Origin of the sequence: Cohnella yongneupensis (genome assembly GCF_042655785.1) — a bacterium.
Taxonomy (GTDB): Bacteria; Bacillota; Bacilli; order Paenibacillales; family Paenibacillaceae; genus Cohnella; species Cohnella yongneupensis.
Genome location: NZ_JBHSNC010000002.1, coordinates 1 through 15,553, shown reverse-complemented (window position 1 = coordinate 15,553; position 15,553 = coordinate 1). Strand labels below are relative to the sequence as shown.

The 15,553-nt window shown below is 40.1% G+C and carries 19 protein-coding genes; all 19 read left to right on the top strand.

The annotated features are described in order from the left end of the window. Nucleotides 1-412 (top strand): hypothetical protein (locus tag ACFPQ4_RS00685; RefSeq protein ID WP_378109781.1); only part of this gene is annotated, 412 nt, incomplete at its 5' end. Nucleotides 413-640: 228 nt separating this feature from the next. Further along, nucleotides 641-814, top strand: a complete 174-nt coding sequence (locus ACFPQ4_RS00680) for a DUF2281 domain-containing protein (RefSeq protein WP_378109780.1) — start codon at nucleotides 641-643, stop codon at nucleotides 812-814. Then, nucleotides 811-1,188, top strand: coding sequence for a type II toxin-antitoxin system death-on-curing family toxin (locus ACFPQ4_RS00675; RefSeq protein ID WP_378109779.1), 378 nt, complete (start codon nucleotides 811-813; stop codon nucleotides 1,186-1,188). Before ACFPQ4_RS00680 ends, ACFPQ4_RS00675 begins: the two co-directional genes overlap by 4 nt. 285 nt (nucleotides 1,189-1,473) lie before the next feature. Next, entirely contained in the window at nucleotides 1,474-1,968 is a 495-nt protein-coding gene (locus ACFPQ4_RS00670) for an NUDIX domain-containing protein (RefSeq protein ID WP_378109778.1), read from the top strand. Between the two features lie 610 nt (nucleotides 1,969-2,578). Next, complete coding sequence (locus tag ACFPQ4_RS00665) at nucleotides 2,579-3,040, top strand: GNAT family N-acetyltransferase (protein ID WP_378109777.1); 462 nt, start codon at nucleotides 2,579-2,581, stop codon at nucleotides 3,038-3,040. A gap of 268 nt (nucleotides 3,041-3,308) precedes the next feature. Then, a complete protein-coding gene (locus ACFPQ4_RS00660; RefSeq protein WP_378109783.1) occupies nucleotides 3,309-3,671 on the top strand; it encodes an SdpI family protein in 363 nt (120 codons plus the stop codon). Between the two features lie 933 nt (nucleotides 3,672-4,604). Further along, nucleotides 4,605-5,075: a DinB family protein gene (locus ACFPQ4_RS00655; protein ID WP_378109776.1), complete on the top strand. Its 471-nt coding sequence runs from the start codon at nucleotides 4,605-4,607 to the stop codon at nucleotides 5,073-5,075. 434 nt (nucleotides 5,076-5,509) lie between these two features. After that, a complete protein-coding gene (locus ACFPQ4_RS00650) occupies nucleotides 5,510-5,995 on the top strand; it encodes a phosphoglycerate mutase family protein (protein ID WP_378109775.1) in 486 nt (161 codons plus the stop codon). Further along, nucleotides 5,996-6,325 (top strand): immunity 53 family protein, encoded by a 330-nt coding sequence (locus ACFPQ4_RS00645; protein WP_378109782.1) that lies wholly within the window; start codon nucleotides 5,996-5,998, stop codon nucleotides 6,323-6,325. Between the two features lie 1,400 nt (nucleotides 6,326-7,725). Then, nucleotides 7,726-8,154, top strand: a complete 429-nt coding sequence (locus ACFPQ4_RS00640; protein ID WP_378109774.1) for a VOC family protein — start codon at nucleotides 7,726-7,728, stop codon at nucleotides 8,152-8,154. A 264-nt stretch (nucleotides 8,155-8,418) separates the two neighbouring features. Continuing rightward, entirely contained in the window at nucleotides 8,419-8,832 is a 414-nt protein-coding gene (locus tag ACFPQ4_RS00635; protein WP_378109773.1) for a hypothetical protein, read from the top strand. A gap of 300 nt (nucleotides 8,833-9,132) precedes the next feature. Continuing rightward, nucleotides 9,133-9,486: a VOC family protein gene (locus tag ACFPQ4_RS00630; protein ID WP_378109772.1), complete on the top strand. Its 354-nt coding sequence runs from the start codon at nucleotides 9,133-9,135 to the stop codon at nucleotides 9,484-9,486. Between the two features lie 249 nt (nucleotides 9,487-9,735). Next, the gene (locus tag ACFPQ4_RS00625; RefSeq protein WP_378109771.1) at nucleotides 9,736-10,107 is read left to right on the top strand and encodes a ribonuclease E inhibitor RraB; all 372 of its coding nucleotides are present in this window, start codon (nucleotides 9,736-9,738) and stop codon (nucleotides 10,105-10,107) included. 949 nt (nucleotides 10,108-11,056) lie between these two features. Continuing rightward, nucleotides 11,057-11,431 (top strand): hypothetical protein, encoded by a 375-nt coding sequence (locus ACFPQ4_RS00620; RefSeq protein WP_378109770.1) that lies wholly within the window; start codon nucleotides 11,057-11,059, stop codon nucleotides 11,429-11,431. 305 nt (nucleotides 11,432-11,736) lie between these two features. Next, nucleotides 11,737-12,387 (top strand): hypothetical protein, encoded by a 651-nt coding sequence (locus tag ACFPQ4_RS00615; protein WP_378109769.1) that lies wholly within the window; start codon nucleotides 11,737-11,739, stop codon nucleotides 12,385-12,387. 590 nt (nucleotides 12,388-12,977) lie between these two features. After that, on the top strand, nucleotides 12,978-13,472 hold the full coding sequence (locus ACFPQ4_RS00610; protein WP_378109768.1) for a DUF2199 domain-containing protein: 495 nt from the start codon (nucleotides 12,978-12,980) through the stop codon (nucleotides 13,470-13,472). A 538-nt stretch (nucleotides 13,473-14,010) separates the two neighbouring features. Next, nucleotides 14,011-14,199 (top strand): DUF4177 domain-containing protein, encoded by a 189-nt coding sequence (locus tag ACFPQ4_RS00605; protein WP_378109767.1) that lies wholly within the window; start codon nucleotides 14,011-14,013, stop codon nucleotides 14,197-14,199. A gap of 381 nt (nucleotides 14,200-14,580) precedes the next feature. Then, nucleotides 14,581-14,790 (top strand): hypothetical protein, encoded by a 210-nt coding sequence (locus tag ACFPQ4_RS00600; protein ID WP_378109766.1) that lies wholly within the window; start codon nucleotides 14,581-14,583, stop codon nucleotides 14,788-14,790. 385 nt (nucleotides 14,791-15,175) lie between these two features. Further along, nucleotides 15,176-15,553, top strand: a 378-nt coding sequence (locus tag ACFPQ4_RS00595; RefSeq protein ID WP_378109765.1) for an NUDIX domain-containing protein, incomplete at its 3' end; no start/stop codon positions are given.

The window sequence follows — 15,553 nt, the reverse complement described above, 5'->3', positions numbered from 1 at the left end:
GTCAATTCGTGGACAACTAACACCGTCTAGTGCTGGACGAATTACGCTAGCTCTAACAATAAGAACCAGAACAGAAGAAGAACAAAGACAGAAGAAGAACAAAGACAGAAGAAGAACAAAGACAGAAGAAGAACAAGGACAGAAGAACAAAGACAGAAGAACAAAGACAGAAGAACAAAGACAGAAGAACAAAGACAGAAGAACAAAGACAGAAGAACAAGGACAGAAGAACAAAGACAGAAGAACAGAAGAACAAAGACAGAAGAACAGAAGAACAAAGACAGAAGAAGAACAAAGACAGATGAAGAACAAGTTCAATGGCGCGGTTGGTAGTATTTCAAGAAGCAGAGAACTTCGTCTAACACCATATTCACGCTTCGGGCCATTCGGCCCTCGGTCCGGCAGAAGTTAGAAGTGGATTCGGTGGAGCATTTCAGCAGCAGGGAAGCATAATCAGCCGGACACATCCCACCACCTAACCGCATCGCGGCCGCCCTTTGGGCTTAAGGTGGTAGGACGTCGTGAATACAACATCGTTAGATGAAATACCGGCAAGTGATAATTAAAACCTTAAAGATCAAATGTTAAACGATAGACGTTGTTGGTGTATAATGTAAGGAAAGGAAATGGAGGTATTCCAATGAGCCTAGAAGAGAAATTACTCCAGGATTTTATTTCTCTACCCGAAGATAAGAAAATTGAAGTAATTGATTTTGTTGAATTTCTAAAGTCAAAGACGCAGCCATCAATTGAATCACTGATGGATTCCATAATTAATGAGAACCACGAAGCTTTTAAGGAGTTGGCTAAGTGAACATCATTACGCTGGAACAACTCATTACATTCCATAAGAAGATCATAATTAGTACCGGCGGATCAGATGGAATAAGGGATCGAGCGTTGCTTGAAAGTGCGCTAAACAAAGCACATCAAACTTTTGATGGACAAGATTTGTATGTTGGAGTCATAAGAAAAATCTCTGTGATAGCTTTTTCCTTAATTAAGAATCACGGATTTGTTGATGGTAATAAGCGCATCGGAGTAGCTGCTCTGTTACTGCTTATAAAAATAAATGGCATACAAATAGATTACACCCAACAAGAGCTAATAGAACTTGGGATGAATACCGCAGAAGGAAAGTTTAATGAAGAAGAAATAGAGGGCTGGATTATGAGGCGTCAAGTATAGAAGCTTGATGTCTTATTTTATATTTTGAAGTAATTCAAGAAGGCCGGTACTTCATCTAACACCATATTCACGCATCGGGTCGACGTTGTCGCCCCTCGGTCCGGCAGATGCTCGATGTAATTCGGAGATGTATTTCAGTATACGGGGAAGTAGAATCAACCGGACACATCCCACCACCTAACCGCATCGCGGCCGCCCTTCGGGCTTAAGGTGGTAGGACGTCGTGAATACAACAACGTTATATGAAAGGAATGCAACCGATTAAAGTTCAAAGGAATGAGACAAATGGAACTTCGGCAAATGGCAACTGCCTTTCTTTTCAGAGATCAGAAAGTACTAATGATAAAGAAATCCAAAAGTAAACTAAATAATTCAGAGTTTTGGAGTGGGCTTGGCGGACATCTTGAACCACAAGAAATAAATTCCCCTAAGATCGCATGCATTAGAGAGATATTTGAAGAGTCAGGGATTAAAGAGTCTGAAATTTCTGATTTGAGAATGAGATATCTCTTGATAAGAATTAAGGACAGTGAAATAAGACAACAATATGTGTATTTTGGCAGGACTATGAAGAGTGAACTGATCATGTCTGATGAGGGAGAACTATCATGGGTAGATCAGAGTGAAATAGTAAATCTAAATCTCTCAATAGTTATCAGAAAAATGATAGAGCACTATCTGATAAATCAGGACAAACAAGACCCCATGGTTGGTGTTATAACAATGAGTGAAGAACCTAAAATGCAATGGTCTGAACTAAGAGATCCAAAGATTTTTTAGTAACTCGAAGAAGGCATCCCCATCATATAACACCGTATTCACGCTTCGGCAGACAAGCTGCCTCGGTCCGGCATGAAGTTAGAAGAGGATTCATTGAGGCATTTCAGCAGCAGGGAGTAATTCAGCCGGACACATCCCACCACCTAACCGCATCGCGGCCGCCCTTTGGGCTTAAGGTGGTAGGACGTCGTGAATACAACAACGTTATGTGCAATTACCGCAAGTGCATTTTTGAATACTCTTTTCATGTTGTTTGGTATGAAATCCGATTATATTTTTGAAGATCGAAATTAAGGCAGCTCGAAGAATTCGGATTTGAAGATCGAAATTGTAAGGCAGCTCGAAGAAGTCGGATTTTAAAGAGAAGAACAATTGTGAGTAGTTCGAAGAGGGCAGTCACAGCACATAACACCATATTCACGCTTCGGTCCATTCGGCCCTCGGTCCGCACGAGGCATTTCGGAGAAGTGAATTCAGCGGACACATCCTTCCACCTAACCGCATCGCGGCCGCCCCTTCGGGGCTTAAGGTGGAAGGACGTCGTGAATACAAGAACGTTATGTGCAATACCGCAAGTACTTTTAAAGATATATTTCTAGGAGATATGATAATGGTTCAAATTGTAAATGTGCGCAGCATGCCAGAGCTCCTTGAAGAAGCAATTAATTACTTTTGGACTCAATGGGGTTCGGAGTCGAACTTCCAATTTTATAAAGACTGCATTATTCAATCTTGTAATACGGAAAGTGAAGTGCCTAGATTTTACTTGGCAATTGAAGATAACACAATTATTGGTTCATATGCATTATTAAGAAGTGATCTAAATAGCAGACAGGATTTAAGTCCTTGGCTGGCTTGTCTGTTTGTGAATCCAGATTCTAGGGGCAAGAAGATCGGAGATCTACTACAATCTCATGCAATTAAGGAATCCAAAGAAATAGGTTATTCAAAGCTATATCTCTGTACGGATTTGACGGAATATTATGAAAGAACATTTTGGAAATACATAGGTAAGGGATATTCATTAAATGACGATGTAACAAGAATTTATGAATACGATATTTATGATTGAAGTAATCCTTGGAGTTATGCTTCGAAGCGCGGACAGCACATAACACCATATTCACGCTTCAGGCCCTTCGGCCCTCGGTCCGGCAGAAGTTAGAAGTGGATTCGATGAGGCATTTCAGTAGCGAGGAAGTAATTTCAGCCGGACACACCCGCACCACCTAACCGCATCGCGGCCGCCACTTCGTGGCTTAAGGTGGTGGGGCGTCGTGAATACAAGAACGTTATGCGAAATTCGCAAAACCCAAAAAAATTCAGAAAAGGAGATACAAATGGACACAATTCAGATAGCAAATATTATTTTAAGTTTTGTAATTGGTTCTATATTTTATTTATCCGGAGTACTCCTTCTCAAATATCCACCTAAGAGCATCAACGCACTTTATGGATATAGAACATTTAGATCAATGAAAAATCAAGATTTATGGAATGAAGGAAATAACTACAGTGCAGAAATAATGAAAACTAATGGACTCATAATTATGATTATGGGGATATTACTTAGTATTCTCTTTAAGAGTATAGTAATAACAATTCTGATTATGGGATTAATGATTCTCTCTATAGTATTAATGTTTGTAAAAGTGGAGAAAAGATTGAAGATAAAAGAATCGGATATCGCAAAGAAAATTTGAATGTCATTCAAGAAGAGCGAACTTCACATAACACCATATTCGCGCTTCGGGCCATTCGGCCCTCGGTCCGGCCGAAGAATTTCAGGGGAGCGGAGGCAGCCGGACACATCCATTCCCCTAAGATAAGAGCTATCTAAGGGGAATGGACGTCGTGAATACAACAACGTTAGATGAAATCCCCCAAGAGCATAAACAATAATAGATTTTAAGTGAGGTATTACTTTGACAAAGCGGAATTTACTGATTGGAATTACAATCTCACTAATAGTCCCAATATTGCTTTACTTTATTTTGAAATCAATTCAAGAATTAAATATCAGAAATGAGACAAATGATTTTCAATATCACGATTCTTATTCTCTCGTGTTTAACCTAAGTTGGTTCAGTTATCTTGTTGGTGTTGTGAGTACGCTCATTATCTATATGATATTGCTATTTATATACAAGAAGGTGAAACCGGCAAAACGGATAAGTAAATAATTAAAGACACGAAAGACACGAAAGACACGAAAGACACGAAAGACACGAAAGACACGAAAGACACGAAAGACACGAAAGACACGAAAGACACGAAAGACACGAAAGACACGAAAGACACGAAAGACACGAAAGACACAAAAGACACGAAAGACACGAAAGACACAAAAGACACGAAAGACACGGAAGACAATAGAAGTATTTCGCTTGTAATTCGAAGAAGTGGGGGACATCATCTAACACCATATTCACGCGTCGGGCATTCGCCCTCGGTCCGGCACGAAGTTAGAAGAGGATTCATAGAGGTATTTCAGTAGCAGGGAAGCAGAATCAGCCGGACACATCCCACCACCTAACCGCATCGCGGCCGCCCTACGGGCTTAAGGTGGTGGGACGTCGTGAATACAACAACGTTATACGAAAGAACCCTAAATCAAATAAGAAAGAGGAATTTTAATGACCTATAAATCAATTTTGTTAAACCAAATGACTGCTTGCTACAACGACAAGAGTTGGTTTATTCCTCTTGAAGATATTCTTGTTGATTTAACAGTAGAAGAAGCAACCACTGAAAATAAACAAACCATTTGGTCAATTATAAACCATCTAATTTATTGGAATGAAAAATGGTTAGAGCGATTTAAATCTGAGGAATTCGAAATAAACAAAACAATTAGTAATGACGAAACATTTTATGTAGATTTAGAACAAATTAACGAATCTGGATGGAACGAGACATTAAAAAGACTTAGGGATGTCTTTAATAGCTGGAAAGATATACTAGCGGAGTCCGATGAATCGAAGCTTACAAAAATACTTCCAGAATATTTTAATCCTCCTTGGTGGGGAGTGGTTTCTAATTTGTGTATTCATAATGCATATCATATTGGTCAAATCATGTTAATAAAGAAACAAATCAGAAATTAATCATTTTTATAGCTTCTTGCAGATGAGGGGTTCCTTCGTATAACACCATATTCACGCTTCGGGGCATTCGCACCTCGGTCCGGCCGGTGTCCGATGTGAATTCGAGGATGAGAATTTCAGCAGCAGGGAAGTAGATTCAGCCGGACACATCCGCACCGACCAACCGCATCGCGGCCGCCCCTGGCGGGGCTTAAGTCGGTGGGACGTCGTGAATACAACAACGTTATACGAAAGAACACAAGGGTTGTATTTTAGGGGGGAGGTCAATGAAGCTAGACATGGTTTTTTACGAATCCGGTAGCGCTACAGAAATCACTGCCAAAGTTATTATATGTAATGCTGAACCCTAAAATGAGAAGTTATGGGAGCAGGTTGATTGGGAATCTTCGAAGATTAACGTAAATATAAAATACTAAATGAAGTGGTGATGTCACATGGAAATATTAGTGATTAGGCATGGCGAATCTGAAGATGAGAAGATAAATGTACATGAACCATTAACAAACAAGGGAATAGAGCAAAGTGAAAAAATGTCCATACGTGTTTCAAAGGAATTCCCTCCAGAATTGATATGGTCAAGTCCGTTACAACGTGCAAGTAAAACAGCAGAGATTTTAGCAGATGCTGTTGGTTGTCCAGTTAAATACCTGGATGATTTGCGGGAGCAACAAAATGATGTAGAGGATACGGAATTTTATGCACGAATCCAACGGATTTTTTCTTACATAAAAGAGAACAGTAAACCACTCAATAGAATCGCCATTATTTCTCATGGAGGTACAATATCGAAAATCATTGAAAATTTCCTTCAGTTACCCCAAGAAAATAATGTTTGGTTTCATACGGCTCCTGGCGGAGCCTTAAGTCGGTGGGACGTCGTGAATACAAGAACGTTATGTGAAATTCATGAAGTGCGATAGATAACGAAAACCGAAAGAAGGAAGGTCAAGACGATTAATTACTTAGAATGGATTGAAGAATGGTATGAACGTCAATGCAATGAAGATTGGGAACATACAAATGGAATAAAGCTAGATACTCTTGATAACCCAGGTTGGAAGTTAGAAATATCTTTAGAAGAAACAGAACTAGAAGAAAAGCATTTTAAACAAATTGATATTGAACGAAGTGAAACTGATTGGCTTCACTGTAGAGTTGAAGATTGTGTTTTTAAAGGCTACGGAGGAGTGAAAAATCTACAAGAGATAATTAGGACATTTAAAGAATGGACAGAACTTGAAACAAAATAATAGAAATTTTGATTTGTTAATTCAATGAAGTCATGAACTTCACATAACACCATATTCACGCATCGGGCATTCGCCCTTGGTCCGGCTGGAGTTAGAAGTGGGTTCGAAGAGGTATTTCAATATCGGGGAAGCTTGAGCAGCCGGACACATCCGCACCACCTAACCGCATCGCGGCCGCCCTTCGGGCTTAAGGTGGTGGGACGTCGTGAATACAACAACGTTATATGCAATCGGGGCAGAGCGAGAGATCATAAAGAAACAATTGAATAGTTAGTTTCAAACCAGTACGAGTCGTATGTAACAATCGATTCGTTTTTTCTTTGTATGGGAGATAGAGTTCAATGGACACAAGGACAAAGGGACACAAGGGACACAAGGACACAAGGACACAAGGACACAAGGACACAAGGGCACAAGGGAACAAGGGACTTTAAGGACATTAAAGGATAAAATATACATTTTAGAGAATATAGAATTGAGGGTATATCAAGTTGGCCCCGACAGCATATAACACCATATTCACGCTTCGGCAGACAAGCTGCCTCGGTCCGCACATTCGTACGGACACATCCGAGAGACTAACTGCGCTTTGCGCAGCCGGTTTAGTGGATCGCTGCGCGTATCCTTTTCCACACCGTAAGCCTCTCGGACGTCGTGAATACAACAACGTTATGCGACATAATGGCTACGTTTCAAAGCCTTAACCCAGCACTTCGTGAATCAGGGATTCACGAAATACTGGGCCATCCAATACCGGTTTAAAGGCATTTGAATTTTGAACTTGAAATGAAAGAGAAATAGTTCTTAACAATATGAAGAATATCCTATAATATGGAAACAACAGAACAACCTCTCGGTAGAAAGGTTGTCCTTCTTTTATTAGGGGTTTGGTGAAGGGGAAGCTCGCTTCAACAGCGCCAAACCCCTAATAAAAGAATAATGGGCGAGGCAAGAGGCTGTCAAAGTCGAAAATCGGTTGAATATGGTTGTTCTGATGATAGAGGAGAGGATATTCTTCATTTCGCCAAAAAGAACGTATGTTCTCTAATTATTTCAAGGAATCAAAATTAAAATAACAACCGGCACTGGATGGAAGGCTTTGAAAGTTCGAAGGGAATCAATAGGATGAAGGATTTGTGGGTAACGCTTCGACCGCCATTACATCGCATAACATAGAATTCCCGCGGCGGGATTGCTGGAAAACGCCATCCCTTGGTCCGGCAGAAGTCAGAAGTAGCTCGAAGAGGCATTTCAGCATCCAGGAAGTAAACTCAGCCGGACACATCGATCCCCCTAAGATAGGAGCTATCTAAGGGGGATCGACGTCGGGAATTCACGTACGTTATAAGGAATTGGCGCAAACAATAAAATACAAAATATTCAATTTCATGGAGGATACTATGAAAAAAGCATGGTCAGAAAGTTTGCCCGCGATTCAATTCCGCATTGCACGGCCAACACATCAATTACAAAAGATAATAGAATTTTATACTAATGGACTTGGACTAGAAATTGTTGGGTCATTCAAAAACCATGATGGATATAATGGTGTGATGTTTGGTTTGCCTGATGTTGATTATCATTTGGAGTTTACTCAACATTTAAATGCAACGCCAATATTGCCACCATCTGATGACAATTTATTAGTATTCTATATGCCAAATATTGAAGAAAGAAATGCAATGGTGTCTAGACTAGAATCCATGGGATATTATGCAGTAGAACCAGAAAATCCTTATTGGAAGCGAAACGGAATAACAATTTGTGACCCTGATGGATGGAGAATTGTATTACAAAATTCCAATGGAATTTTTAAAGATATAGAATAGAACAATTAAAAAATTGATAGTAGTTCAATGAAGGCGCCAACATCTTATAACACCATATTCACGCATCGGGCATTCGCCCTCGGTCCGGCAGAAGTTAGAAGAGGATTCGGAGAGGCGTTTCAGTATCGGGGAAGCTGGATCAGCCGGACACATCCGCACCACCTAACCGCATCGCGGCCGCCCTTCGGGCTTAAGGTGGTGGGACGTCGTGAATACAATAACGTTATCAGAAATTGCTGTAAATCTAAGGGAGAAAGAGAAAAGATGAAAAAATCTCCAAAAGCATATTGGATAATCATTACAATGGCTGCGGTATTATTAATAATCATATTCAAAATGAATAATAAGACTTCTGAAAAATCATTAGTAAATCATTTTCAAGAACATAGAGAACAATTTAATAATATTGCTCAAAGAATTAAGGGGACAGAGTATATAGAGAACTTTGTAATCGATGATTCAGGTGAAGTTGGACAACAATTGCCATTAGAAGCAAAAAAATTAGGTCTATACCAGATCACCGAAGTGAAGGACGAAGGAATATTTTTTACTTATGATACTTACTTTGGATTTAGTAAGGGTTACTATTACTCTTTTAATGATAGTGCTCCTCAAAGTAGTTATATCACTGAAACAAATGAAATTGAATCTGACTGGTATATTTACAAAATGAAATAAATGTAGCACGAATTAAACACTAATAAGTAACTCAAGATGACAGCAACTTCTGATAACACCATATTCACGCATCGGGCATTCGCCCTCGGTCCGGCACGAAGATAGAAGAAGATTCGAAGAGGCATTTCAGCAGCGGGGAAGAAGAATCAGCCGGACACATCCGCACCACCTAACCGCATCGCGGCCGGCGACATTCGTCGCCTTAAGGTGGTGGGACGTCGTGAATACAACAACGTTATCGGAAATCCCAGAAGTGCATAATTACACAATATAAATTCAAATTTGAAGGGAGCAAAATCAATGAAATCAATCGCAACTCCATTTACTGGCGGGGTACCTGCAGTTTTTGTTCATGTAAATGATATTGCTAAATCTGTTGAATGGTATTGTCATTTGTTAGGGATAGATAAACCGCAGAATATCAGAGATGATATACATATTTTTAGTTTGAACAATGGGGCGAACATCTTTTTAAAACAGTCTACAGCATCAGTAAAGCCAAGTGAACAAGTATTATTCAGCCTTCCTGCCCCTGATCTTGATAAGACAAGGGCATTTTTTGAATTATCCCTAATTGAATATTCAGATATAGATAATGAAGTGATTCATTTTAAAGATATTGATGGAAACATAATAATGGCTTGTAGTATCTAGTAGTTCAGAGAAGTCTGGGACATCCGATAACACCATATTCACGCTTTGGGCCATTCGGCCCTCGGTCCGGCTCGAAGTTAGAAGTTGGTTCAAAGAGGCATTTCAGTAGCAGCGAAGTGATTTCAGCCGGACACACCCGCACCACCTAACCGCATCGTGGCCGCCCTTCGGGCTTAAGGTGGTGGGGCGTCGTGAATACAACAACGTTATCAGAAAGTCGGGAAATATATTAAGACTGTAAAGAGGAGCGTGATTGTTATTTTTTCATTTATAAAATCATTCATTAAGAAAAATACTCCAAATTTTGATGAACTGACATTAAAGGCACTTCATGAAGCCGGATCAGATCTAAGCAAACCACATCTAGTTGAGCATCATTTTGTTGTCTGGGATAGGAAGTTGTTAAATAATCTAATACAAGAATTGAAAGTGAATAATTATGAAATTTCAGAAGTTCTTGATGATACATACACAAATGGACAACCCTATCTATACTTTGATGCAATAAAATCAACAATTATGAGTAAATCAATTGTCTATCATGAATCAAATTTAATGAAGTCATTAGCTGTTAAATATAACGTTGAATACGATGGCTGGGGAACCAGTGTTGTTAAATAATTTGATTGCAATTCAAGAAGTCCCGACCATCTGATAACACCATATTCACGCATCGGGCATTCGCCCTCGGTCCGGCACGAAGTTAGAAGTGGATTCTGAGAGGCATTTCAGTAGCGGAGAAGTAGATTCAGCCGGACACATCCGCACCGACTAAGCGCATCGCGCCCGGTCACTTCGTGACCTTAAGTCGGTGGGACGTCGTGAATACAACAACGTTAGCTGAAATCTCTCTTGCTCCGAAGGGGAAGATCATATTAGGGTTGTAGAGCAACGAGATCCATCGGCGCATGAAGATGAAGGTGTAAGGTGTAAAATGACGCTACGTAAAACCGATTCGAGGAAGTAGAGAGACATCAGCTAACATAGGATTCACGCTTCGGGGGACAAGCCCCCTTTGGTCCGGCAGAAGTCCGATGTGATTCGGAGGGGCATTTCAGTATACGTGGAAGTTTTTTTCAGCCGGACACACCTGCACCACTTAACCGCGTCGCGGCCGGCTCTTCGAGCCTTAAGGTGGTGAGGCGTCGTGAATCCCTAGACGTTAGCTGAAATCTCTCTTGCTGCGAAGAGTAAAGAACATATTAGGGTTGTAGATGTACGAGATTCATATGAGCAAGAATGTGATAGTTAAGGTGCAAAATGATACTACGTAAAACCGATTCGAAGAAGTAGAGAGACATCAGCTAACATAGGATTCACGCTTCGGGGGACAAGCCCCCTTCGGTCCGCACATTCGTGCGGACACACCTGCACCACCTAACCGCGTCGCGGCCGGCTCTTCGAGCCTTAAGGTGGTGAGGCGTCGTGAATCCCCGGACGTTATACGTAATTCCTGTAAGAGCATTAAAGATTAAAATCCAATATTAGTCAAACGGGTGCCACAAACTTAATCAAGAACTGGACACATAATCTAATCAAATTACAACGATTCGTATAATGAGGCGATAAAATGGTAAGAAAGTGTATACTTTTTTTATTAATTTTCTTATTTTTAGTTTCTTGTTCTTATTCAAAACATAAATATCCAAATGAAAGAGATACAGTTGATTCCTTTGGAGATGGTACATTTCAGTTATTAGGTGGGTATGATGCGAATGGTCAGAATAAAACTTTGACTCTTTTTGATATGAGTAAGAATGCTGTAGAAGATGTCGTTGCTAACGACATTGTTGATTATGAAGAAATGAAAGGTTTTGTATATTTCATTGATGATCAAAAAAGGTATCTATTATTAAATACAAAGCAAAATACAGTATCAATAAGTACTGAACTAGATAGTTATACTACCGAACAACAACAAATATTTAAGAGTATTCATCAATAGGATGCTTCAAGGATTGACCGAGTTCGAGTGAAGAAATTAGATTTCAGAACATTTGCAGGTATCTCGAGGTGACAGGAACTACGTATAACACCATATTCACGCTTCGGCAGACGAGCTGCCTCGGTCCGGCACGAAGTTAGAAGTAGATTCGGCGAGGCATTTCAGCAGCAGGGAAGCGAAATCAGCCGGACACATCCGCACCACCTAACCGCATCGCGGCCGCCCTTCGGGCTTAAGGTGGTGGGACGTCGTGAATACAACAACGTTAGGTGAAATACAGGAAATCGATTTTTGGAGGATGCGCTTTGAAGAGAAAAAGTGTTCTTTTCGTAGTTATTTTACTTCTTGGCCTATTGATGATATCTAAAAATCATTTGGATAAATCTTTTGGAGATTATTTTTTTAAACTTATTGGTTTGTCGCCCTGGACAGATCATGATGAAACAGGACTTCATTTGCCAGCGTTACTTGGGATTTCGTTATTAGTAATTGGGATGTCAGTTACAGTGAGGACATATCGTCCCCGATACCCAAAAATTTTAAGCAGAGTCATTATAAGTTGCGTTGTATTTGTTTTGATTTGTCCTATAGTAAGTGAGAAGGTTATGTTTTTACTGAAGCATAATTCAAAGGGAATCAATTCTTTAGACTTCTCAACAAAAGATAGTAGGTGTAACGTACAGACAGTTGAAACAGCTATTAAGGCAAATTGTTCGTTTACAATTTTTAACTATGGGTCTGAGGAAGAAGTAATAATAAAACCTATCTTAATAGATAGATATTCTGACATTGATATTGATGTTAAAGAACATGTTGTTAGCATAGCACCTCACAGAAAACATTTATTTAGTGTTCAGTTTGATGGGACACAAAAAAATGGAACTGGGTTTGCAGGAACATTCAATAAGGTCGGTATAGAACTAGAAGTTTCCGGAGTAAGGAAGAATATTGAATAGTATTTCAGGAAGCCTGTACTTCACCTAACACCATATTCACGCTTCGGGGCATTCGCCCCTCGGTCCGGCCGGAGATAGAGGCATTTCGGGGAGGCATTTCAATATTCGGAGAAGCATGTTCAGCCGGACACATCCGCACCGACTAACCGCATCGCGGCCGGCTCCTGTCGGAGCCTTAAGTCGGTGGGACGTCGTGAATACAACAACGTTAGCTGAAATCTCTCTTGCTCCGAAGGTTTAAAGATCATATTAGGGTTTTAGAGAATCGAGATCCATCGGCGACGGATGAAACTTTAAAGTGCAGCATGATACTACGTCAAAAATGATTCGAAGAAGTAGAGAGACATCAGCTAACATGGGATTCACGCTTCGGGGGACAAGCCCCCTTCGGTCCGGCAGGAGTTGAAGTTGATTCGATGAGTATTTCAGTTGCATGGAAGCATATTCAGCCGTACACACCCGCACCGACTAAGCGCATCGCGCCCGGCGACATTCGTCGCCTTAAGTCGGTGGGGCGTCGTGAATCCCTGGACGTTATAAGAAATCGGCGAAGTGCATTATATTAATATACTTTACTTGAGGTGTGCTGTATGAGATGTTCTCACTGTAATGAGGAGATCGGTGAAATATCATTTTGCTTTGGCTCACGGGCGCCATATCATTACCTTATTTTAAATGATGAGGATCAAGAGAAATGCGAAATTGATAATGATATTTGTGTTATTGAATCTAGAGATTATTTTATTAGAGGACATCTAGAGATTCCAATAATCGGATCCGAAGATGTGTTTATCTGGAGTGTATGGTCATCTTTGAGTAAGAACAATTTTGATAGGACAATGGAATTATGGGGGTCTGAAGACCGAAATCAAGAGCCAAGTTACTTTGGATGGTCTTCAACGCAATTGCCTCTATATCCTGATACATTAAATCTAAAGTGCGAAGTATATACTAGAGAAGTTGGACTGTGTCCGATCATTGTCTTAGAAGAATCTGATCATCCACTATCTAAAGAGCAAAAAAACGGTATAACAAAAGAACGAGTCTATGAAATTAATCATTTATTAATGCACAAAACAACATAAGATTTAGGGTAATTCAAAGAAGTCGCCGACATCTTATAACACCATATTCACGCATCGGGCATTCGCCCTCGGTCCGACACGAGGTTAGAAGAGGATTCAGAGAGGCATTTCAGTAGCGGGGAAGTAGAATCAGCCGGACACATCCGCACCGACTAAGCGCATCGCGCCCTGCGACATTCGTCGCCTTAAGTCGGTGGGAAGTCGTGAATACAACAACGTTATACGACATACCTGGAATGTAAATTTAAAGAAAGGTGTGTTTACCAATGTCAATTTCATTCTCAAATGCATTTCTACAATTGATAAATATAGGATTATTTGTTCTATTAGGATTCATTATTTATAAAGTAATCAGAATACTTAATAAAAAGAGCAAAGAAAAATAACTACTTTTAATACTGAGATTAACAATCCGATTGAAGTCGTTTGTATGGAGTTCTAGTGAACAAAGATATGAGATCTAACTGTTTAACTCTGAGATTAGCAACCCGGTTGAATTCGTTTAAGAAAGAGAAGAATCTGTGAAGGAGGAAGTAATATGTATGAGTATAACTTTGTAGAAACTTCACTTGGTGGGTTCTTTAGTTCTGCAACGCATCAGGAAACAATACATCAATATGCGAAAGAAGGTTGGCGTTTAGTTCAGGTGCTTCCTACAAATTACAATGGACATGGTAAACCAACTCATTATGAGATAATTTTTGAAAGGCTAACAAGTAAAGAATAGGTTAAAGAGATTTGCTATTAGCTCAGGAAGCCAGGTACGTCGTATAACTCCATATTCACGCATCGGGCATTCGCCCTCGGTCCGGCACGGGGTTAGAAGAGGATTCGATGAGGAATTTCAGTTGCAATGAAGCATTATCAGCCGGACACATCCGCACCACCTAACCGCATCGCGGCCGCCCTCCGGGCTTAAGGTGGTAGGACGTCGTGAATACAAGAACGTTAAGCGAAAGCACCGGAACAATTATCAAAACCTATAGTTCAAGAGCTAGATGTACAGATCAGATCAAACTCTGTATGTACATGTCGGAGGACTATAACATGTATAAGACACAATTAGAGAAACAAAAAATCTATAAAAATATTGAGGGAGGATTATAAAATGAAATGTGAAAATTGTGGCTCAGTTAATGTTATCGAAGGAAAGCTGTCGACTGGCTTTACGGGTGTAGTATTTACAACTATCACCTCACAAAAGAAATTACCATTTACTAAGAATTATTCTGTTATACAGGCGAATGCATGTAAAGACTGTGGACATATTTTTTCATTAAAATTAGCTACACCTAAAAATGTGGACCAAAACAAATAAGTAATAAAGTGACATTGTAACATTTACATACACGAAAGACATTGTTTGATCAGAGGTTTCATTCATACAGATTGAGAACTATATGTACAGATCATAAACAACAAGGTCAAAACTATATGGTAAAGAACATGGACTATTTGTAACAATGATTTGTCTTGTGAATCGAAGAAGTCGGTGCCATCGCTTAACACCGTGTTCACGCATCGGGGGACAAGCCCCCTCGGTCCGGCCTAGGGATTTCGGGGAAGCATTGGCCGGACACATCCGCACCGACTAAGCGCATCGCGCCCGGTCACTTCGTGACCTTAAGTCGGTGGGACGTCGTGAACACAACAACGTTATATGAAAGGGATGCAACCGATTAAAGTTCAAAGGAATGAGACAAATGGAACTTCGGCAAATGGCAACTGCCTTTCTTTTCAGAGATCAGAAAGTACTAATGATAAAGAAATCCAAAAGTAAACTAAATAGTTCAGAGTTTTGGAGTGGGCTTGGCGGACATCTTGAACCACAAGAAATAAATTCCCCTAAGATCGCATGCATTAGAGAGATATTTGAAGAGTCAGGGATTAAAGAGTCTGAAATTTCTGATTTGAGAATGAGATATCTCTTGATAAGAATTAAGGACAGTGAAATAAGACAACAATATGTGTATTTTGGCAGGACTATGAAGAGTGAACTGATCATGTCTGATGAAGGAGAACTATCATGGGTAGATCAGAGTGAAATAGTAAATCTAAATCTCTCAATGGTTATCAGAAAA